Origin of the sequence: Paraburkholderia sp. MM5482-R2 (assembly GCF_050436125.1) — a bacterium.
Taxonomy (GTDB): Bacteria; Pseudomonadota; Gammaproteobacteria; order Burkholderiales; family Burkholderiaceae; genus Paraburkholderia; species Paraburkholderia tuberum.
The window spans coordinates 2886773-2908094 of record NZ_JBNDLP010000003.1 but is presented as its reverse complement, the minus strand read 5'-3'; the positions used below and the strand labels follow the sequence as shown (position 1 = coordinate 2908094).

Sequence of the window (21322 nt, the reverse complement as noted above, 5' to 3'; positions counted from 1 at the left end):
AGGCTTGCGTGGCAGCGAACGGCCGCTATAGAGAAGGTCGACCCGCCACTTACGGCCACGCTGAACCACTCGAACCAGATTTGCCACGGTCTCATTGCGTGGCCGACAGGATGTCAATCCGAGCGGTCCGGAATGGCTTGCCAGGACCATGACTGTGCCGCATGGTTCCGGGCGACGGGAGGGCATGCCCGCGATGAGGATCATTAGCCGCGCTCACGCACCACATCGCTGCGGTTCCACCATCCGCCGCCGACAGCCTGAAAGAGTGCGACGGTATCGGAATACCGGGTGGCCTGAGTCTGGACGAGGCTGATGCGGGCCTGCTGGTACGTCCGCTGCGCGTCGAGCAGCGCAAGATAGCTGATCGCGCCAACGTGGAACTCGCGCTGGGACACAGCGAGGCTGTCCGCCGCCGCCCGCTCGGCTGCTGCCTCGGCCACCACTGCGTCCGCATCTGATTGCAGCGCTCGCAACGCATCAGCCACGTTCTGAAACGCCGAGATGACGGTGTTGCGATACTGCGCCGCTGCTGCATCGAAAGCGTCAATTGCGGCGCGGCGCCGGTGCAGCAACGTTCCACCTTCGAAGAGGGGCTGCGTGAGTCCCGCTCCCAGGTTCCAGATCGCGCTTCCCGGCGAAAACAGCGCATCGTTGGTCTCGCTGCCATAGGCGGCGCTGAGCGTGAGTTGCGGCAACATATTGGCGGTGGCGACGCCGATCTCTGCGCTTGCGGCGTGCAGTTGCGCTTTCGACGCGCGAATGTCCGGACGCTGCTCGACGAGTGTCGACGGCAGGCTGACCGGCAACGTGTCGGGCAACTGCAGCGACGCGAGATCAAACGTCTCGACCAGCTCGTCACTCGGGAAGCGGCCAAGATAGGCCGTGAGCTGATTGCGGGTCAGCGCCAGTTGCTTTTGCAGCGGCGGCAACTGCGCGCGTGTTTGCGCCAGCGTGGCCGCCTGCGCGAGTACCGCCGCATTGGCGACGGCGCCGATCGCGAATTGTCGTTTCAATCCCGCGAGTTGCTGCGTCTCGATGGCGACGATCTCCTCTGTGGCTGCAATCTGCGCCCGCAACGAAGCCTCCTGTACGGCGGCCGTGGCGACGTTCGACGTCAAGCTCAGATAGCTCGCCTCGAGTTCGAAGCGTTCGTACTCGGCTTGCGCGGCGAGCGATTCGATCTGCCGGCGCGTACCGCCCCAGATGTCGAGCAGGTAGGTGACGCTCACCGAGGCGTTGTTGAGCCTGAAGACCGGCACCGCGGTCGAGATCCCGAACGGCGAGCCCGAAATCTTCTCGCGAGCAGTCGAGATGTCCGCACTCACCGTCGGGAACAGCGCCCCTTGTGCTGCGTAAAGCGCTTCGTTGGCCTCGCGAAGGGTGGCCTGCGCGGCCTGCAGGCTCGGGTTGGCCTCAAGCGCACGTTCTACGAGTGCGTTCAGCGCAGCCGAGTGGAATAGCGTCCACCATTGTCCCGGAATGTCGAGAGCTTGCACGAAGCGCTGCGCCTCGCCGCCGTGGACGTCCGACGCGACGGTTCGCTCCGGCAGCGGCTCCCGCGTATAGCCGCTGACCTGCGGCGGCCCGGGTGGCGCGAAGTCAGGTCCGACTTCGCAGCCGCCAAGCAGCGTCGCCGCCGAAAGCGCCGCGCAGGCGGCGCTGCGGCAACATGCTGCCCGGGGGTGACGCGCAAAGCCGGGGTTCGATGTCATTGCTGCGCGCTCCTCATGTTACGGGCCGTTTACGAAGGCTTCGCCGCAACCGGTTTCACGGCCATGCCGGGGCTGAGCTTGAGGAGATTGCCGACCACGACCGAATCGTCCCGAACGACGCCCTTCCTGACCGCAACAAGTGGCCCGTAGTCCGGGCCGAGGGTCACGTAGCGCTGCTCGACCCGCTTGTCTGCGCCGACGACGTAGACGTATTTGCCAAGCTGGTTGGAGCCGACGGCCACTTGTGGCACCAGCAGCGTGTTGGGTGCGTCCGCGACGTGCAGGCGCACGCGGATGAATTGCCCCGGCAGCAACGTGTGATCCGGGTTCTCGACGGTCGCGCGCGCGGTGATGGTGCCGCTGCTGCGCCCCACGTTGTTGTCGAGAAACGTGAGCCTGCCACGGTACTGCGGGCTCGCGCCCTGACCGACGATGACCTCGGCCGCGATGGTCCCCTTCGCCTGATCCTGCTGGATAGTGGCGAGATCGGTGTCCGGCGGATTGAAGGTGGCATAGATCGGGTCGAGCTGCACGAGGGTGTTGAGCTGGGTCCCCGTGCTGCTGATGAGCGCACCTTCATGCGCCTGACTCAGGCTGAGACGCCCGGAGAACGGCGCGCGGATCTTCGTAAAGTCGAGATTGAGCAGCGCCGTCTCGATCAGCGCACGATCCGCCGCGAGCGCGGCCAGGTCCTGATGCTCGGTGCTCGCGGACTGCTGCAGCGTATCGATCGACACGTCGCCCGTCTCGCTCATCAGCGTATTGCGGCGATGGCTGGCGATGGCATATTCGAGCGCCGCCGCATCTTTTGCCGCCTGAGCCCTCGCCTGATCGAGCGCCGCCTGATAGCTGCGCGGATCGATCTCATACAGGAGTGTGCCCTTGCTCACGTCCGAGCCATCGGACACCCCCTGCTTCGCCAGGTAGCCGGTCACCTGCGCCTGAAGCGTGACGGTGCGGATCGCGTCCGTGGTCCCGACATATTCGAGGTAAACCGGCACGGTCTGCTCGACCACCTGGGTTATGGGCACCTCGGTGGGGGCGGCTGGGTCCGGCGCGGGCGGGCTGCCGGTAGCCTGTCGCGCTCCTCCACCTGTGAACGACAGGACGCAGACGACTACGGCGATCGCCAGGCCTGTGGCTACAACGCGAAGTTTGCCGACTCTCATTGCGCCGTTGCTCCCCGATCAATCCCCGGACGCCGCCTCGCCGCCATCGCGAGGCGCGCGACCGATACGTTTGAGCACGGCCTCACGCAAGTGCTCGATCACCGTGTAGAAGATCGGCACGAATCCGAGGCTGAGCAGGGTGGCGGCGAGCATGCCGCCGACCACCGTCGTCCCGATCGACCGGCGGCTCGCGGCGCCCGCGCCGGAGGCGATCATCAATGGGACGGCGCCAAAGATGAACGCGAACGCGGTCATGAGGATCGGGCGCAGCCGCAGGCGCGCCGCCTCGGTCACCGCCGCGACGATATCGAGGCCGGCTTCGCGGCGCCGCTTGGCAAATTCGACGATCAGGATCGCGTTCTTCGCCGCCAGCCCGATCAGCAGGACGAAACCAATCTGCGCATAGATGTCGACCTGCATGTGGCGCAGCCACAGCAGCCCCAGTGCGCCGAACAGGGCTAGCGGCACCGTGAGGATGATGGTGAACGGCAACGTCCAGCTCTCGTATTGCGCGGCGAGGAACAGGAACACGAAGGACAGCGCGAGCGCGAAGACCAGGCCCGCGACCGAGCCGGCCTGCAGCTCCTGATAGGTAATGCCCGTCCAGTCATAGCCGAAATCCGCCGGCAAAACGCGCGCCGCGCGCTCCATCGCCGCGATCGCCTGGCCCGAACTGTAGCCCGGCGCCGCACTGCCGGTGATCTCCGCGGCACCGTAGAGGTTGTAATGAGGCACCGTGTCCGGCCCCACCGTCGGTTCGAGCCGGCCGAGCGTGCCCAGCGGCACCATGCTTCCCGCGGCGTTGCGCACGTAGAGCCGCGACAGGTCGCTGCGGTTCCCGCGGGCGTTGTCGTCGGCCTCGAGCAACACCTCGAAGGTGCGGCCGAACAGCGTCACATTGTTCACGTACAGCGAGCCGAGATAGATCTGCATCGTATTGAACACATCGCTCAGGTTGAGCCCGAGCAGCTTCGCCTTCACGCGGTCGAGATTGAAATCGTATTGCGGCGTCGACGTGTTGTAGCTGGTGAGCAGGGTGCGCCGCTCGAGTTCAGGCTGTTGCCGCGCCTGGGCGAGAAAGGCCTGGGTCGCCTCGCCGAGTGCGGCACTGCCCCGGCCGCTCAGGTCCTCGATTTCGAAATCGAAGCCGCCGAAGGTGCCGAGGCCGGCAATAGTCGGTGGAATCAGTGCAAGCGCCACCGCCTCCGGAATCTGATTGAGCTTCGGCTGTACCGTGGCGATGAGGTTGGCGACGCTCTGCTTCGCACCTCGCTCGTCCCACGGCTTCAGGATCACAAACTGGGCCGCACTGTTCGACGTCGTGCTGCGAGTGATGAAATTCAGACCGCTGATGGACAGCACGTTCGCCACGCCGGGCGTCGCCCTCAGGATCGCGCGGGTCTGCTCCATTACGGCCTCGGTGCGTTGCAGCGAAGCGCCATACGGGAGTCGCGTAATCACATAGAAATAGCCGGGATCTTCAACCGGCAAAAAGGCGGAAGGGATCGTCGAATGGAGCAGCCAGGTCACACCCAGGCCACACGCGAAGACCGCCAGCGCGAGCCAGCGCAGCCGGATCAAGCCGCGCAGCGAATTCGCGTAGTGGCTGCGCGCCCAGTTAAAGCCTTGATTGAACTTGCGAAACAGGATGAACCGTGGCGGCCTGTCCCGTCGCAACAGCAACGCGCAGAGCGCCGGACTGAGCGTCAGGGAATTGAACGCCGAGAGCGCCACCGAAATGGCGATGGTCAACGCAAACTGATTGTAGAGACGGCCCGTCACGCCCGGCAGGAAGGCGATCGGCACGAACACGGCGCCGAGCACTGCCGAGGTGGCAACGATCGGCCCCGTCACTTCCCGCATCGCCGCCTTGGCCGCAGCCATGGGCGTAAGCCCGCTCTCGAGTTGGCGTTCGACATTCTCGACCACGACGATCGCATCGTCGACGACGAGGCCGATAGCGAGGACCATGCCGAGCAGGCTGACCGTGTTCAGCGAAAAGCCGAGCACCAGCATGATCGCGAGGGTGCCGATGAGCGCCACTGGAATGGCGATCATCGGAATGAACGTGGTCCGCCAGCTCTGCAGGAACAGGAACACGACGCCCAGCACCAGCAGCAGCGCAAAGCTAAGCGTCTTCATCACCTCGACCATCGAGGCGGACACGAACATGGTGGTGTCGTAGGTGATGCCCCACGCCATCCCTTTCGGGAAGCGCTTTGCAAGCGTCTGCATCGTGGCCTTGACACGCTGGTCGAGGTCGAGCGCATTAGCGCTCGGCAACTGGAAGACGGCGAGCAGCGCCGCCGGGTGTTCGTTCACGGAGGCGCTAGAGGTGTACTGAAGTGCGCCCAGATCGATGCGCGCCACGTCGCGCAGATACACAGTTGCGTCGCTCGCCGTGCCGGCGCGCAGCACGATATTGCCGAATTGCTGCGCGTCCGCCAACTGGCCGTGGGTGTTGATCTGGTATTGAAACGTCGTGCCCGCCGGCGCTGGCGCCTCGCCGAACTTGCCTGCGGCGACCTGCACATTCTGTTCGGCGATCGCATGCTGGACATCGCTGGCGGTCATGCCGAGCGCGGCGAGCTTGTTGGGGTCGAGCCAGATGCGCATCGAGTAGCGGCGTTCGCCGAAGATCGTGACATCGCTCACGCCGGGCAGGCGCTTGAGCGAGTCGACGAGTTGGAGATAAGCGTAGTTGCTGAGGGTGACAGGATCGATCGAGCCGTCTGGCGAATAGAGATTCACCGCCAGAACAAAGTTCGGGTTCTGCTTCTGGATGGTGATGCCGGCCTGATTGACGATGCTGGGAAGCTGCGCCGTCGCCTGCGAGATGCGGTTCTGCACGTCGACCGCGCCGATGTCGATGTTGTAGCCGACGTTGAACGTGACGGTGATCGTGGACGTGCCATCGTTGGCACTCACCGACGACAGGTAGCTCATACCCGGCACGCCGTTGATCTGCTCTTCGAGCGGCGCGGTGACGGTGTCCGCCACGACCTGCGCGCTCGCACCCGTATAGGTCGACTTGACCAGAACCTGTGGCGGCGTGATCTGCGGAAACCGCTCCACCGGCAGGTTGAACCAGGCGATGAGCCCCGCGAGCACCATGATGATGGCGATCGACGATGCGAAGATCGGACGCTCGATAAAGAAATCGACCATTGACCTCGCCCCGAGTCCCAGGTAGCTTGACGGAAACGCGCCGGTATAGTTTCCGCCGTCGGTAGACATTGTCAATAGGCCTGGATCGTGACGCGCGAAACACAGACTCAACCTATCCGATCAGGCGGGCGTCCTACGCTGCGAGAGTCCGAAATTCGTCTGCAGCGTCTGCTCGATGTTGCGCAGCGCCATTTTCTTGCCGCTGGATATCGCGAGACCAGCCTTGAAGGCATCGCGCGAGAGGCGGGTATTGCAAAAAAAACGCTGTACGATCGATTCGGCAGCAAGGCGGGCCTGTTCAGCGCAATCGTCGAGACGCTGCGTCGTTCATGGATCACGCAGCTCGGCGATATCGTGCTCGATGCGCGCCGTCCGGAAAATGTCCTCGAGAAGGTCGCGCTCCATCTGCTGGATGTGTGCACGCGGCCTGACATGATCGCATTGCATCGCCTGCTTCTGACCGAGGCCTATCGTTTTCCCGAACTCATCAGCGGGTATTACAACAAGGCGGGTGAACTACGCGGCATGGAGCCGCTTTCGGACTATCTTCGTTCGGCAGTCGCCGATGGCGCATTGCAACTCGATGACGTTGCGCTGGCTACCGAGCAGTTTCTACACCTGGTACTCGGCGGAGTCCGCGCGCGGCTGCTGCTTGGCGCCACCAGGAGGCGCCCCGGCGCATCGGAGCGCAACAGAATCGCGCGTGAGGCGGTCCGCATCTTCCTCGCTGGATGCAAGGTGCTCTGAGCGAGCGCGTTCCGGTCTTCGTCCGATTCTGCCCGGCCGATATTCGCCTGGAGCGGCCGCGGCCGGCGGGATGCCGGCCCAATTCCCGTCTGCTTCCGGGGCCGCGCAACCGGCCACCCGCTGCTGCATTGCGACAATCGGGCGTTCGTATTCCTGGTTGCCGTGCCGCGTGTGGTTGAGGCGGCGAGGAATTGGCCCCCTGTACGTGTTTCCCTTGCCTAAACTCAAGTTGGTACGCGCCGAACTTTGACGGCACAAACGCGGTAGCGCTCGCGCGCGAACTCCGGCACGTATTTGAAATCTGAAAGAACATGGGGGGCGGACATGACGACGGCTGTCAGCTTTCATATCGGCTATACGCAATACCTTGGCCCCGATGGCGAGCCTGTCCAGTCATTGCCAGCCTTCGCACGTGACCCGGCGGCGCTGATTGCGCTCTATCGCGCGATGGTGCTGACACGGGCGTTCGACACGAAGGCGGTCGCGCTGCAGCGTACCGGCAAGCTCGGCACCTTTGCGTCGTCGGTCGGCCAGGAGGCGATCGGTGTCGGTGTCGCCAGCGCGATGCAGCCCGACGACGTGCTGTTCCCTTCGTATCGCGATCACGCCGCGCAATTGCTGCGCGGCGTCACGATGACGGAAAGTCTCCTGTATTGGGGCGGCGACGAGCGCGGCAGCGATTTCAGCGTGCCCCGTAACGATTTTCCGAACTGTGTGCCGATCGGCACACAGGTGTGCCATGCGGCCGGCGCAGCCTACGCGTTCCTGCTGCGTCACGAGCCGCGCGTTGCGGTGACGATCTTCGGCGACGGCGGCACATCCAAGGGCGATTTCTACGAGGCGATGAACATGGCCGGTGTCTGGCAGGCGCCGCTTGTGCTCGTCGTCAATAACAACCAGTGGGCCATTTCGGTACCACGCAGCCACCAGAGCGCTGCGCAAACGCTCGCGCAAAAAGCGATCGCTGCAGGAATAGAGGGGCTGCAGGTCGACGGCAACGACGTGATCGCCGTGCATCAGGTTGTCCACGCGGCGCTCGCCAAGGCTCGCCGCGGCGATGGCCCGACGCTGATCGAGGCGCTCAGCTATCGCCTTGGTGATCACACGACGGCCGATGACGCGACGCGCTATCGCGACGCCGAGGTCATCGGCAAGCAATGGGAATACGAACCGCTGCTTCGTTTGCGCACCTACCTGATGCACGTGAACGTCTGGACCAAGGCGCAGGACGAGGAACTCGGTAAGGCGTGCCGTGCGCAGGTCGAGCAGGCCGTCGACGCGTACCTGGCGACACCGCCTGCGGGCCCATCCGCGATGTTCGATCACCTGTATGAGGCGTTGCCCGCAGCGATGCGTGAGCAACTGGCGATGGCGCAACGTTTCGCGCCGGCTAAGGGGCACGGCGATGGCTGACCTCAACATGGTCGAGGCCCTCAATCAGGCGCTCGCATATGAACTGGCGCACGACCCTACCGTTGTGCTGCTCGGAGAGGACATTGGCGTGAACGGCGGCGTATTTCGCGCGACCGTCGGGTTGCAGACGCGCTTTGGCGCTCAGCGGGTGATCGACACGCCGCTGGCCGAAACCGCCCTCGCCGGCTGCGCGATCGGCATGGCGGCGATGGGCGTTAAGCCCGTTGTGGAGATCCAGTTCGCCGGGTTTGTCTACCCGACCATCGATCACATCCTGAATCACGCGTCGCGTCTGCGGCATCGAACGCGCGGACGACTGACGTGTCCGCTGGTGATCCGTGCGCCATGCGGCGCAGGCATTCACGCACCGGAGCACCATTCCGAAAGCCCTGAAGCGCTGTTCACCCACATACCAGGGCTGCGCGTCGTGACGCCGTCGTCGCCAGCACGCGCGTACGGCTTGCTGCTGGCGGCGATCCGGGACCCGGACCCGGTGATCTTCTTCGAGCCGACGCGGCTGTACCGGCTCTTCAGGCAGCCGGTGGAGGATGACGGCGAAGCGCTGCCACTCGACAGTTGCTTTACGTTGCGCGATGGGGCAGACGTCACACTGGTGAGTTGGGGAGGCGCGTTGCAAGACGTGCAGGCCGCGGCCGATCTGCTCGCGCAGGAAGGCGTAATGGCCGAGGTGATCGACGTGGCAACGCTCAAGCCGCTCGACATGAACACCATTCTCGCGTCGGTGGCGAAAACCGGACGCTGCGTGATCGTGCACGAGGGCTCGCATGCCGGAGGGGTCGGCGCGGAGATCGCCGCCAACATCGCAGAGCGCGGACTGTACTCGCTGCTCGCACCGGTGCAGCGCGTCACCGGTTATGACGTGGTGGTGCCCGCTGTACAGACTCGAGAATCAATACATGCCAGGCACTGAGCGCATCGTTGGCGCGGTCAGGCAGGCGCTGGAAGCGTAGGGATGCCATGAAAATCTTCAAACTGCCCGATCTCGGCGAAGGTTTGCAGGAAGCGGAGATCGTCGAGTGGCACGTCAAGAGCGGCGAAGACATTCGCGCGGATCAACGGCTGCTGTCGGTGGAAACGGCGAAGGCGATCGTCGATATTCCGTCGCCTCAATCCGGCCGAGTCGCGAAGCTGTTCGGCCAGCCCGGCGATATCGTGCATCTGGGGGCGCCGCTCGTCGCATTCGAAGGAGCGGCCGACGAAGCCGATGCCGGTACCGTGGTCGGTCATATGGAGGTCGGCCAGCATGTGGTGCACGAAGCACCGGCGGCGCTCGGCGGCAGCCCGGGCACGGGTGTCGGCACAATCAAGGCGATCCCGGCGGTGCGGGCGCTCGCGCGCAAGCTTGATGTCGATCTTGCGATGGTGACACCGTCGGGGGCGGAGGGTGTCATCACGGCGGCTGACGTGCAGCGCGTCGCGAAGATACTCGCTCAGCTCGGTCCGCCCGAAGTGCTGCGCGGCGTGCGGCGCGCGATGGCGCAGAACATGGCGCGCGCGCAGAGCGAAGTGGCGGCCGCGACCGTCATCGACGACGCCGACATTCATGAGTGGCCGCCACATACCGATGTGACGATCCGCCTGATCCGTGCGCTGGTAGCAGGATGCAGCGCCGAACCCGGGCTCAACGCATGGTTCGACGGACATGCGGGACGGCGCCACGTACTGGAAAAGATCGACCTCGGCATCGCCGTCGATCTACCGGATGGCCTCTTTGTACCGGTATTGCGCGACGTTGCGCACCGCAACGCAGCGGATCTGCGCGGCGGCCTCGACCGGATGCGTGTCGACATCCGGGCACGCAAGATTCCACCGGAGGAACTGCGCGGCAATACGATCACGTTGTCGAACTTCGGCATGATCGCCGGCAAATACGCAGCTCCCGTGGTCGTGCCGCCCACTGTCGCGATCCTCGGAGCGGGGCGCATTCACGAGCAGGTCGTGGCGGTAAGTGGCGTTCCGGCCGTGCATCGGATCTTGCCGCTTAGTCTGACGTTCGACCATCGGGTCGTCACGGGCGGCGAAGCAGCTCGGTTTCTCGCCGCGGCGATCGTGGATCTGCAGATGGCGCAGTAGCAGCTGTGACTGCGCGAATTCAAAAATTCAGAAGGTGTATGCGTTGTGTCCAGCTTGGGACGTTCGCAGATTTAGGCACAGCGAAATCGTATGCCAATCCGTAAATCGATCGAGGCGTGCCGGTTCGCAGCTTCGTGCAGCGCACCCGGTCTTTGGATCGCTTCGTCTGCAAAACGGCCCCGCCCCGTGAAACAGTTACAAGATAAGTATTGACGCTGGTACCACTCGGCGGTTAAGGTGCCGCATGAAGTTCAAGAAGTTCGATTGCTGTTCATCAATTGCTCGCTCCTCAGCGGTATTCGTTGTCCTCTCCCTCCTTGACGCTTCATACGCTCTTCAACGGAGCACATTTTCCCGTTTTTTCTCAAGGATTCTTCATGGATACCGGTACCGTTAAGTGGTTCAACGATAGCAAAGGTTTTGGCTTCATCACCCCGGACAAGGGCGGTGACGACCTTTTCGCTCACTTCTCCGAAATCAGCGGCGACGGCTTCAAGACGCTGGCTGAAAATCAGAAGGTGAGCTTCGAAACGAAGCAAGGCCCGAAGGGTCTGCAGGCAGCTAACATCAAGCCGCTGTAAAGTTTGAAGAGCCCGGCGTTCCGCAACGGACGCCGGGTTGCAGGGACATCCTTACGGAGCGTTGTTTCCTGAAGTGGCGTGTTCGCTCCTGGCTGCATCGGTTTCGCCGGCAGCTTGCCAAGCGCCATACGTCTCATTGCGCTCATTTTCCCCTCTGGCATTAGCGCCACGTCTTCGCTTTCCGACTGCTTCAGATTCGGCCTGAGATGCCTTTGAATCGGCGTACCTGTGCACATTTCGCAAGGCACGCGCGCACTCGACATTATTAAAACTAAAATGCAGAACAAACAAACTCAACAATACAACGGCTATGCCGTACAGCCCTCGGCGCATCGTTTGCCCGACGGCAGTTTTTCCTCCAACCTGCTGCTAGAACGCGCCGATAGCGAGCGCGCGGACGGCCGCTACCAGTTCTATTCGCTCGATTACTTCACGAGTGAGGAGCAGGCGTTGCAGCACTCGACACGCTGGGCACGCAACTGGGTCGACACGCGCGGTTAACGGCGATGCCCCAGATCTGCACGCTCAACGCATCTCAGGCATCAGGACGCATGCAATAAGGCGCGCGCGATCGATCGGTTACCTTTCGGTTTGAGCCGCGCTCAGTGCGAACTTCTGGAGTTTCTCTATCGACGTCTTCGGCATGCTACGCACGGCATGGAAGTCGACGACGCTCTTGAGCTTTCAGAATGGGTCGAAGTGTGAACGCAGGCGCGGGCGGACGGCAATCACCCATCGGTCACTATGCGGCCGAGATGGAATGGACATGGCTTCCCTTCGGGCTTGAAGGTATCTACTTCGTGGTCGACGCCTGAGGAGGCGATGACCGGAACTGGCAGCAATGCGGTCGCACTGGCATAACCTGCCGAGCATGTGGCGACTGACGATCAGAAGGTCAACTTCTTTATCACACACATTGTTGATGGCGTGCCGCTGGCGCGCGCGAACACGGGTACCTTCTGCATAGACTCGGGTTCTGGCTCTAGCGCTCAGGGGATTCCAGAATGGTGCGATCAAAGCCGTCAGTATCAATCAGCATTTCGGCGTAGGCCACCGACGCTCGCCTTGCGTCGCCGGCATTCACGAAGGGCCTCTTGCCGGGCACACGGAATAAGCGACTTCGCGGGTTGTCCGTCATGGAATCCGGGTCGCTGATGCGAATCGACGCATCGAATCCTTCCTCGTAATTGTGACCATATCCTGGTTGAGTCGTGCGATGCGGATACACGAGTAGGGAAATATCGAGACCGCGATAATGGCGAATGGTTGTCATCAGGTCACTCCTTTTGGCCGCAGCAAGCAGCACGTTTTTGATCGTTGTGCAGGTTTGGCCGAAGGAGATACGCCCCCCAAGCCACACCGACGAGGCGACCGGAACGAAGTTTCCTGGCTAGCTGTCCGGTACGCGGATACCCGAGCTTCGTGCTTAACATCCGCAAGCGTTCCCTCACCCGGCATTCCGCTCACGTTTGTCCGATCGGGCACCACACTGTCCCGAACTCACGAAGTGGGTCGCTCCCGTATCCTTGGCCAGCCTCATCGCGCGTGGCAAGCAGACGCTGTTGATCGTGGTGTTCTTGAAGAGTTTGCAACGTAAGCGCAGAGGTGGAACCGGGCAGACAGCCGTCGCCGGCCATCTAAGCCAACGCTATGACAATCCGGGCAGTGCCCCGCTTTGCCGACCCCACGTTTCAAGGTACGCGCGAGAGTACTATCGGTCAATACAATTCTGGTAACAGTCTCAGCGTCTGCGCCGCCCGATGTAACCCGTTCCAGCGTATAGTGAGCCATACCCTGTGGAGTGACCAACATGTCGACACACCCGATTCTTCTCTACAAGGGGTACGAACTTCATCCCCTTGTCTTTCCCCGCACATTCAGTCGCTTTGACGGACATTCCCGTTACGCGGAAGGTTACGAAATTGCAGTACGGATATGTCGTCCGGCGGCGACAGCAATTCCCTCCGCAAGCCGGGTCTTCAGGCTGAACCAAACGCATACATTCTCTGACTTCGGTACGGCAAGGCGAGCCGCCCGGCAGCAGGGAAAGGACATCGTCGACGGAAAGGTGAGCGGCGCTTCGGTCGTCGACATATGAAAACGCTGCTGACGGACAGCATCCGTCGATGTGCTCGATCGTGCGACGAATTGCTGTGTGCCTGATGGCCGATCTGATCGTCGCTCCCACATAAAAGGCGGCTGCCGCAATAGCGGGACAGGGCTGCGATCGACGTGCTGCTCGGGACGCTCGCCGGCGATCATCCTCCCGAACGATTCGCGATGTTGCCTTCCCCGAAGATTCGATGTGGCCGGCTGCAAAAACCTACCGCAGACCTGCAAGTCGAGCAGCAATTGGCGTCGCTGGCTCACGCCGTCTCGTCGCCCAATCGGGCAACGCGTTCCCAACTGTTCCGCGACGAACACGTACCCCCGAAATGAAGCCGGTCCGGATAGCCGTTGCATGTCACGCTCGGCAATCGCGTGGTCGCGGATGCGTCCGCGTCGTGCCAGAGGCGCAAACACCGCATTGGTCTCCTCGCAGGCGGTCGGGTAACGCTGGAACTCCTTATTACCTGACGAAAGGGTGAATCGATTTCCGCCAAAAAGGGCGAACGGGGCTGCAATGCAGTTTCGCGCGCTTCGTTTCACCGTGGTTGAATTGTTGACGTCGAGACTGCTTGCCGCGCATGTCAGAGGCGCATTTTGCGTCGCCCCATGATGAGCCTGAGAAGAGAGGCAGCCCGATGTGGATCTTCGGATCGCCGCCGCCTACCGGCGCTGCGGTACGTAAGTGCCGGGTTGACTTGCATGTTCCCTGTGCTTCTCTGACGGCGCCTGGAGCACGGGTTTTTCTGTACAAATCCATCAATGGGCGTAGCATGAAATGGTCACTCGACCTGCGACCGGGCCTCGCGTCGCCAAGCTGCTTACCCGACGGAACCGGAGATCCGCTTTCACCCAAAACCGAAACGTGGCCGACCTCCTGAACGGGAGCGGACGCAGTGGCCACGTCGCTACGCTCCGTCTTTTCCGCTACACGATGAGACGGCCTCAAAGGTACCGATCACAACCGGTTCCCCGTCTCTACCGCGGGCTCGAACTTCATCCGCTGGTGGTTGACTCAGAGCCGTTGCAATCATTGGAGTTTGGTATGGAAAGAAACGACCTGCTGAAATGGATTCGGTGCGATGGTGGTGACATCGTCGATCGGTTTCTGCCGCCCGGCGCGCAGGGCGAACTGGATAGCCTCATCCATGACCGCCGTCACGAGATCGATGCGGGCGCGTTTCTGATGTTCATGTCGATTCGTGCGCTTCTATGCGAACGCGGCATGGAAAGCTGCGATTCGGATCGCGAGGCCGGACAAATCATGGCCATGCTGAGCACCTAGATCGCGCTTTTCGACGCCCCTCTGCGACAGTCGCAATCGAGCGATAACCCCAAAGGAATACCATGCGCTTCAATTCCACCCTGATCGTTATCGACCCGACCCCCCGGCGGGCCGACGGCGAGTACATGGCCCACGCACGCATCAGCGGCAGCCGTGCCGACGGCACCGGGTACGAGATTCATTCGAGTGGCGATCTGGCAGGCTTCGACGCACGCGAAGACGCGATCGCCTATGCGAAGAACTGGGCGCAGGACTGGCTGCACGCGCGCTTCGGGTGACAGACGTCTCACCTACGGAAGCAACGAGAGAGGGATTGGCGTGCAGACCGGCCATTCGCGATCAGAGGAAGATGCAGCGGGATGTTGGTCACGCGTTTCGATCCAATCGCTTGCCCGTCGGTTCTGGTAAACCGGTGCCTCCGCTTGACGGCCACAGTACCCTAGAGAGTAGAACTCGAAAAGCAGGGGCCATACGGACATCGGATCACCTGAGCGTCAGGTCTAAAGAGAAAGAGCCGTCGGAGACTGCGTGGGCAGCATTGTCGGGCGAGCACCCTTTGCGCGACATCGACCGAATCAGCTTCGCGTCGCGCATACGTGAGAGCCACCCCGGCCAGCGACGCCTTCTCCCGGTTGGTCAGGAGTTGCAGGTTGACGCCCAGGTCTCTTTTAGCAATTGATTGGTCTTCTCCAGGATGTCGTGTTCAAGCTGCAATTGGCGGATATCGCGTCGAAGCGATTCGACCTGCCGCTCCAGTTCTCCCCGCTCAGGGGCGTGCGGCGAATCGTTGTGGCGTTTCATGAAAGGCCGGACACGAACGCTCACCACTGTCCAGAAAATCCAGGCGGTTCATTACGAGTTCATGGACTACCTCCAGGTAGTCCAAGACGGTGTAAACCCGATGGATCCCGCGACGAACTGACGCGTAATATCGGTTCGGCTAAAAATCTCCTCAATTTCTTCGCCGGAGTAGGCATGCGACTGTCCGATTTTATCGTGCAGGAAATGGAGCCCATTCTGGCGCAGTGGGAGGCGTTTGCCGCCACGCTGCTGCCAGCCGCTGGCAACATGGGCACCCTCGCGTTGCGCGACCACGCGCAGCAGATTCTGGAAGCAGTAGCGACGGATTTGCAGACTTCGCAGAGCAGGGAAGCGCAGCACGAAAAATCCTTGGGGAGGGCACCCCGGCTGACGGATGCGCCGGAGACAGCTGCGCAATCCCATGCGGTCCTGCGCGCTCGAGGCGGTTTCAACATCAACCAGCTGGCCGCGGAATACCGCGCTTTGCGTGCAAGCGTGCTGCGTTTGTGGATGGATGAGTGTCAGCCCGATGCGCCTCATCTGGATGACATCATCCGCTTCAACGAGGCCATCGATCAGGCGCTGGCCGAATCACTCGGGTTTTTCAGCACACAAGTCGATCAGGCTCGCAATCTGTTGCTTGGGATGCTCGGACACGACATGCGGAGCCCGCTGCAGACGATCCAGGTGACAGCTTCCTATCTGTCCGCGCTCAATGCGGGGGAGCGCGTTTCAGAAGCTGCAGCCCGTCTGGTGCGCAGCGGCGCCCGGATGCAGGCACTTCTGGATGATCTGTGCGATTTCAACCGAACAAGGCTCGGGCTAGGTATTAACGTCATACCTGCTCCCGTTGATCTGACGAACGTGTTCACTGATGAGCTGGACCAGTTGCGCGCAGTCCATCCAGACCGGCAGATCGAGCTCGAGGTGCACGGTGACGTTCAGGGTGTCTGGGACGGTCCGCGTCTGCAGCAACTGGTCGGCAATCTCGTTCTGAATGCGCTCAGATATGGCGCGCGAGACGCGCCCGTGCGCGTCGTGGTGACTGGCGACGAGGCCGAGGTGCGCTTCGAAGTCTGCAATAGCGGACCAGCCATCGAGGGACTGTTGCTGGAGCGCATCTTTGATCCTCTTCAGCGAGGTCCCGAGCGAAAAATCAACGAGGACGCGCAAGGCAGCCTTGGGCTCGGGCTGTATATCGCGAGCGAAATCGCCAAGGCGCATCACGGCGCGATCGAGGCGCGCTCAGATAAAGAAGAGACCGCATTCGCCGTACGTCTGCCGCGCCGGGCGTAGCAGGCGAGCCAGGCTTGGTAACGGGCATGCCACGAATTATGTGGGCGGGGGATCTGCTGGTGGTTTTACACCTGCCGAGACGCGCCTATTCCACCGCCGGTCCTCACAGACCGACCACGACTGCATGAAGCAAATCCGCGGCATCGTGGCAATAGCAAGGGTGCGCGCCCCGATTACCTATTCGGTTCGTGCTGCTCCATGCGCGCGATCAGCCTCGATCATTAGAACCCGGTCAGATCTCATCGAGAAAACGCGCGCGTGCACGCTTCGCCGTCATATCAGACCAGGATGGAGTTGCGCGGACGAACTCCGGCTCACGGCATTCGGCCTGGAAGTGCCCGACCGCGCAGCAAGGATCGCAACGGCTGAAGCGGGAAGAACCAAGGTGTCAGTCGCCGCCATGGGGGTCTCGCGTCGCCATCATTGTTTCATCGCGCCAGTTGCGTTCGAGTTTGACGCGCCTTGAGGCGACATCGCCTGCTCACGCTTCTGCATCAATGTGCCACTGGCGGGCTTGCTGTTGCCGGCGTCCGCAGCACGGCCCATGCTCTGGCCAGCGGCACCCGGCTGCGCGTTTTGAGTATCGCGGTGTGCTGGCGCAGCGTTGCCGGTGTTGGTCTGCGCAAATGCGCAAGCGCTAGCGATGATGGAAATTGCGCTGATTCCTGCCATTATCAACTTCATGATCGTCTCCCGTTCGGACCTGCTTTTCCATCTCTGACCTGCGTGCAGCATGACGCATGCCCGGAGGAAGTGGCGAACAATAAGCGTGCGCTGTTGCCGCCCGCGAGAAGGGGATCGAAATCTCTTGCCATCTTTTACCTTGTGTCAGCGTGTAGGCGCTGCTCTGTAGCGACGGTTCCCGTACGGGCTCATTGCTGACGATGTGATGGGTCACGACCGTTGCATCATTCCAGTCAAATCTGAAAACCCAGGTGGATGGCCCAACCCGGGTTTGAGCAATCTCGCCGCTTTGCAGGCCATCCGCTAAGAACGGGACCGGCCGTCCAGCAAACACCGCCTGGCTGCGTGTGTAACCTGTGGCTTGGCATGCCGACAGCTTGGGCTTAGGGCCAGCATCGCGAATCGATGGCTCGCCAGCGCGCCGCGGCGGGGTACTCGGAGTCGCGTGGCGCCCGCGCATAGGTCAGGCGCGCTGCAATGAACCTGTCGACGGTGTCAAGCAACGCCGCTATCGAGGCCGGCTTTCGCAGGAACGCTGTCCAGCAGCGAAACTCTCCCGTAGGTTCCGGCATAGCCGACAGCAGCACCACCGGTAAGCCGGAAAACACCGCCTGACACTTCAGACGCCGGCAAAGCTCCTTGCCGTCCATTTCCGGCATCTCCAAATCGGTGATAACGAGTTCCGGAAAATCCGTGTGGGCCTTCTGCAGTGCGTCCCAACCGTTCTCCGCGAGCACAACACGGTGTCCGCGACTCTCCAATGCCAGTTGCAGCGCGCATCGGTTTTCAAGGTCATCGTCGATGAGCAGTACGGTGGACATGACACGACATGGTGGAAGGATCCTACTGGGTCTCGCAAGCGGCATACCTAGCAGCGCTCGCTGCCTGTTCGACTACAGTCTCCGTCCAACACGTGGGCGGTCGGGCGACATGGTTGCGGCATTGCGCTCGCCCGCTTTGCTCTTACCAAAGCAGTAGCGCAAGTCCGCCGCACCCCGTTGACTATATTGGATACGTCGACCGGTGAGAGTCATCGACTTGAACCGGATAATCATAAAACTTCCGTCTGAAAGTTAATCGATTTGGTGTTTTGGTGACGGCTTGGGTCATGTCAGCGATCACAGGAGTTCCTCGCTGCGAACGCGGATGCGCCGCCGACAAAATTCGCGGGACGGCCGATTAACCCGATCAGGCCGCTTTATGCCAAATGAATCGTGCCATTGAAACCGGCCAGTTGTTACTGGTCGGAACGATTGGCGAGTTCGAGTTTTTCTGCCGCCGCGGATCATTGAAAATGGGATTTCACTGACCTAGAATTTTGCGGTTACCCGATGGATATTCACTTCTGCCTGGTGAAAAAACGGTCGTTTTTTCTCGAATTAGTGTCGGATTCTTCCGTCGTTGTTCTGTCTACGCGAGGTAGACCCACACAATCATCGCACAGTTAATTAACGAAAAACCATAATCCTTGCAAGGCATGAATAACCACGATCGGTTATGAAAAGTTGAAACCTCGGCTGGGTTGTGTAGCGGTGGCAAGCCTTGGACTTGCAGTCGGAAGGGAGTCCGCAATACCGTTTATGTCTGCGGCCGGTCACGACTCTGCGGCAAAAGAATTCGCTCCGGCCTTGCACGTAAATGCAGGGAACTACGTTTGTACAGTATCGCGTGATCGGTTCGATATTCGATCTGAATGAGATCGCAGTGCCGGATTGAAATTTTCGACCTGGAATACGAGGCTATTCACCCTTGGTTGCGCAAACGAAATATGGGTGTCCCATGAGGTCTTGTCCATTCTGTCCGAAACACACTGCATTGACAGTTTCGTTGCTTGCCAGCGCCGCGACGCTGGCTCCCGGCACGGGCTTCGCTCAACTGGGATGTTCGGCACGAATCCTGCGATTCTTCACGCGGCAACGATTCTTTCCTATGATTTAAGCAACGGCGAGCCCGCCGGAGCTGCCATTGCCGAGTCGCAGGACCGGGGGGCCGCACGTCTGCACCGTGACATCGAATCAACAAAGCAGCCGTTCGCGCATGTTTCGATGATTCACCGGCTACCGGGCGGTCTGGATGGCAACGTTTGGGCTACCCGGCAAACGAACGGAGCGTGGCGATGAAGCGGAGCGAGTCACCCCAGCCGGTCACGATGCTCGAAGCACTGATACCGATCGCTGGCCTCGTCTTTCTCGTCAGTCTGTCCTTCTACCTGTTCGGCGATGGTGGTGCGAACGGGCCGAACCAGGTGGCACTCGTCGTGGCGACCATGCTGGCCGTATTTGTCGGTTGGCGTCGCGGTCATTCGCTCGCTTCGCTGGGCGAGGCCGCGAATGCCAGTGTCAGTTCCGGTATTGGCGCGATTCTCATCCTGTTCGCAGTCGGCGCGCTGATCGGCACGTGGGCGCTCAGCGGCACGATCGTCGCGATGGTCTATTACGGGCTGAAATTGCTGAGCCCGGACTACTTTTACGTCACGGCGGCTGGAATCTGCGCGGTGATCTCGTTCGCCATTGGGACCTCGTGGACTGTCGCGGGTACGATCGGAATCGGCCTGATGGGCATTGCGCAGAGCATGGGCCTGAGCCCCGCCATAACGGCCGGTGCGGTGATTTCCGGCGCTTATTTCGGCGACAAATCTTCGCCGCTCTCGGACACCGCGAATCTTGCGGCCGCTGCCGCGGGTGCCAATCTGTATCAACACGTGCGCGAGACGCTGCTGACATCACTCGTCGCGATTGTCATCACGCTGGCCGTGTTTTATCTGCTTCGCCGCCCGGGCGCCTTCGATGCGAGCGCGGAGGTTGCTGCAATGCAGAGCGCATTCTACATATCGCCCGTGCTGTTCCTGCCGCTCATTCTTGTCGTCGTGCTGACGCTGTTCCGGCTTCCGCCATTTACCACCATCTTTCTTGGCGCATTGGCGGGTAGCGTGGTTGCCGTTTTCGTCGAGCCAGCGCGAGTCCTCGCATTTGCCGCCGCGCGAGAGGGCGTGCCGATCCCGATTGCGATGCTCAAAGGCGTATGGCTTGCGCTTGGGAGCGGCTACAGGTCCACGACTGGAAATCCAGTGCTTGATACGCTCCTCACTCGCGGCGGTATGGACAGCATGTTGAATACTATCTGGCTGATCATCACGGCACTGGCATTCGGAGGGGTGGTCGAGAAGTGCGGTGCGATAGAACGCCTCATTGCTCCGGTAGTCGGTTGGGCCAGGAGCGGTGGGGCGCTGGTCGGCTCCCTGGTCCTGGCGACCATCGCGACGAACATCGTTACGGCAGACCAGTTCATCGCAGCCGTGCTGCCGGCCCGGATGTTCAGAAATGCATTCGCGGCACGCGGCTACGCGCCCATCGTGTTATCGCGTTCCGTTGGTGATTCGGCCACGACCACAGGCGCGCTGATCCCCTGGAACAGTTGCGGCGCGTTTATGGCAGTGACCCTTGGCGTGCCGACGCTCAGCTATGCGCCCTATGCCGTATTTTGCATGGTAAGTCCGCTGCTGACGGTGGCGATCGCCTACGCGGGTATCCGCATGCCACGCGTCCCTCCAGCCCAAGCCGGGACCTCAACGGCAGGCGGCCCCCCAACTCCGGTCCATGAAGACGCCAAACAGAATTGACGGGTATTCTTACTCGAGTCGTCAGGCACCCTCGCTCGTGGCCGATACCCGGCGCGCGATGTGTTTCCAACCTATTGCAAGCGTTCTTCCGTCCGACGAACCGTCGGCAATACTGTAAGGAGCAGTCAAGATGAAAATGCAACGAAACGCTCCCCGGATCGCGTCCATGATGCTCACCGCGGCGTTCACACTGGCTCAGGCAGGCGTCGCGGTGTCGCAGACGGCTGCTCCGCAGAGCGCCAGCGAGATGCATAGGACCGGCATGCCAGAGACGCAGCAGCAGGGCGACATATCGTTCGTGACCGGCGGAGTCGGTCGCGACGAGTCGACTGCGCTGCGGCAGGCACGAAGGCAGTGGCCGTTGTCTCTGCAGTTCACCGGTCCCGGGGCGAGCTATGTGGCCGACGTCCAGGTGAAGATTGCCAAGGCTGGCGGCGCGGCCGTGTTCGAGGCCACGTCGAAGGGGCCGTACATGCTCGTGCGGCTGCCTCAAGGGCGCTATACGGTCAACGCCACTTACGGCAGCGTGACCAGAAGGGAGACCGTGAACGTCCGCGGCAATGGCAGCGCGCGTGCGACGTTCGCGTTTCCGTCCACCCACTGAGCGCGGTCCCGACGCCGCGCCGAAGGTCGCGCGCGTCGCGTTC

The 21322-nt window shown here is 61.7% G+C and carries 17 protein-coding genes and 2 pseudogenes; 12 read left to right on the top strand and 7 right to left on the bottom strand.

Annotated elements, in window-relative coordinates; genetic code table 11:
• Positions 1 to 203: 203 nt before the first annotated feature.
• From OKW37_RS35290 to OKW37_RS35280, 3 genes are read right to left on the bottom strand one after another with little or no spacing between them, the layout of a single operon-like run.
• Positions 204 to 1712 carry an efflux transporter outer membrane subunit gene (locus OKW37_RS35290; protein WP_184061907.1) on the bottom strand — a complete coding sequence of 503 codons (1509 nt, stop codon included), beginning with the start codon at positions 1710 to 1712 and terminating at the stop codon, positions 204 to 206.
• Positions 1713 to 1741: 29 nt separating this feature from the next.
• Entirely contained in the window at positions 1742 to 2881 is a 1140-nt protein-coding gene (locus OKW37_RS35285; protein ID WP_429403698.1) for an efflux RND transporter periplasmic adaptor subunit, read from the bottom strand.
• 18 nt (positions 2882 to 2899) lie between these two features.
• Positions 2900 to 6049, bottom strand: a complete 3150-nt coding sequence (locus tag OKW37_RS35280) for an efflux RND transporter permease subunit (protein ID WP_429403697.1) — start codon at positions 6047 to 6049, stop codon at positions 2900 to 2902.
• Between the two features lie 87 nt (positions 6050 to 6136).
• Here OKW37_RS35280 and OKW37_RS35275 point away from each other — a divergent pair, with 87 nt between their 5' ends.
• From OKW37_RS35275 to OKW37_RS35250, 6 genes and pseudogenes are all read left to right on the top strand, one after another.
• Positions 6137 to 6796, top strand: a complete 660-nt coding sequence (locus OKW37_RS35275; RefSeq protein ID WP_429403696.1) for a TetR/AcrR family transcriptional regulator — start codon at positions 6137 to 6139, stop codon at positions 6794 to 6796.
• Positions 6797 to 7120: 324 nt separating this feature from the next.
• Positions 7121 to 8209 (top strand): pyruvate dehydrogenase (acetyl-transferring) E1 component subunit alpha, encoded by a 1089-nt coding sequence (gene pdhA / locus OKW37_RS35270; protein ID WP_429403695.1) that lies wholly within the window; start codon positions 7121 to 7123, stop codon positions 8207 to 8209.
• Positions 8202 to 9180 (top strand): annotated as a pseudogene (locus OKW37_RS35265) (alpha-ketoacid dehydrogenase subunit beta). Before pdhA ends, OKW37_RS35265 begins: the two are co-directional and overlap by 8 nt.
• A 7-nt stretch (positions 9181 to 9187) precedes the next feature.
• A complete protein-coding gene (locus tag OKW37_RS35260) occupies positions 9188 to 10303 on the top strand; it encodes a dihydrolipoamide acetyltransferase family protein (protein WP_187611658.1) in 1116 nt (371 codons plus the stop codon).
• Positions 10304 to 10680: 377 nt separating this feature from the next.
• The gene (locus OKW37_RS35255) at positions 10681 to 10884 is read left to right on the top strand and encodes a cold-shock protein (RefSeq protein ID WP_012428559.1); all 204 of its coding nucleotides are present in this window, start codon (positions 10681 to 10683) and stop codon (positions 10882 to 10884) included.
• 276 nt (positions 10885 to 11160) lie between these two features.
• On the top strand, positions 11161 to 11385 hold the full coding sequence (locus tag OKW37_RS35250) for a hypothetical protein (protein ID WP_090808905.1): 225 nt from the start codon (positions 11161 to 11163) through the stop codon (positions 11383 to 11385).
• Positions 11386 to 11866: 481 nt separating this feature from the next.
• On the opposite strand, the gene OKW37_RS35245 is transcribed toward OKW37_RS35250, so the two are convergent.
• A complete protein-coding gene (locus tag OKW37_RS35245; RefSeq protein WP_429352461.1) occupies positions 11867 to 12157 on the bottom strand; it encodes a hypothetical protein in 291 nt (96 codons plus the stop codon).
• Positions 12158 to 12694: 537 nt separating this feature from the next.
• Between OKW37_RS35245 and OKW37_RS35240 the strand changes: the two genes are divergently transcribed.
• The 3 genes from OKW37_RS35240 to OKW37_RS35230 all read left to right on the top strand — a co-directional run bounded on the left by OKW37_RS35240 (position 12695) and on the right by OKW37_RS35230 (position 14553).
• A complete protein-coding gene (locus OKW37_RS35240; RefSeq protein ID WP_260321258.1) occupies positions 12695 to 12982 on the top strand; it encodes a hypothetical protein in 288 nt (95 codons plus the stop codon).
• Positions 12983 to 14014: 1032 nt separating this feature from the next.
• Positions 14015 to 14275 (top strand): hypothetical protein, encoded by a 261-nt coding sequence (locus OKW37_RS35235; protein ID WP_429510053.1) that lies wholly within the window; start codon positions 14015 to 14017, stop codon positions 14273 to 14275.
• 62 nt (positions 14276 to 14337) lie between these two features.
• Entirely contained in the window at positions 14338 to 14553 is a 216-nt protein-coding gene (locus OKW37_RS35230) for a hypothetical protein (protein ID WP_018424494.1), read from the top strand.
• Positions 14554 to 14888: 335 nt separating this feature from the next.
• On the opposite strand, the pseudogene OKW37_RS35225 reads toward OKW37_RS35230, so the two are convergent.
• Positions 14889 to 15076: pseudogene (locus tag OKW37_RS35225) on the bottom strand (IS3 family transposase); the annotation flags it as partial.
• Positions 15077 to 15250: 174 nt separating this feature from the next.
• Here OKW37_RS35225 and OKW37_RS35220 point away from each other — a divergent pair.
• Positions 15251 to 16372 (top strand): ATP-binding protein, encoded by a 1122-nt coding sequence (locus tag OKW37_RS35220; protein ID WP_429403692.1) that lies wholly within the window; start codon positions 15251 to 15253, stop codon positions 16370 to 16372.
• A gap of 420 nt (positions 16373 to 16792) precedes the next feature.
• Here OKW37_RS35220 and OKW37_RS35215 read toward each other — a convergent pair whose 3' ends face one another.
• Both OKW37_RS35215 and OKW37_RS35210 read right to left on the bottom strand, forming a co-directional pair.
• On the bottom strand, positions 16793 to 17044 hold the full coding sequence (locus OKW37_RS35215) for a hypothetical protein (protein ID WP_429403691.1): 252 nt from the start codon (positions 17042 to 17044) through the stop codon (positions 16793 to 16795).
• Positions 17045 to 17439: 395 nt separating this feature from the next.
• Positions 17440 to 17877, bottom strand: a complete 438-nt coding sequence (locus OKW37_RS35210) for a response regulator (protein ID WP_429352458.1) — start codon at positions 17875 to 17877, stop codon at positions 17440 to 17442.
• Between the two features lie 1295 nt (positions 17878 to 19172).
• Between OKW37_RS35210 and OKW37_RS35205 the strand changes: the two genes are divergently transcribed.
• Both OKW37_RS35205 and OKW37_RS35200 read left to right on the top strand, forming a co-directional pair.
• The gene (locus OKW37_RS35205) at positions 19173 to 20675 is read left to right on the top strand and encodes a Na+/H+ antiporter NhaC family protein (protein ID WP_429403689.1); all 1503 of its coding nucleotides are present in this window, start codon (positions 19173 to 19175) and stop codon (positions 20673 to 20675) included.
• 130 nt (positions 20676 to 20805) lie between these two features.
• Positions 20806 to 21279 carry a carboxypeptidase regulatory-like domain-containing protein gene (locus OKW37_RS35200; RefSeq protein ID WP_429403688.1) on the top strand — a complete coding sequence of 158 codons (474 nt, stop codon included), beginning with the start codon at positions 20806 to 20808 and terminating at the stop codon, positions 21277 to 21279.
• Positions 21280 to 21322: the final 43 nt, after the last annotated feature.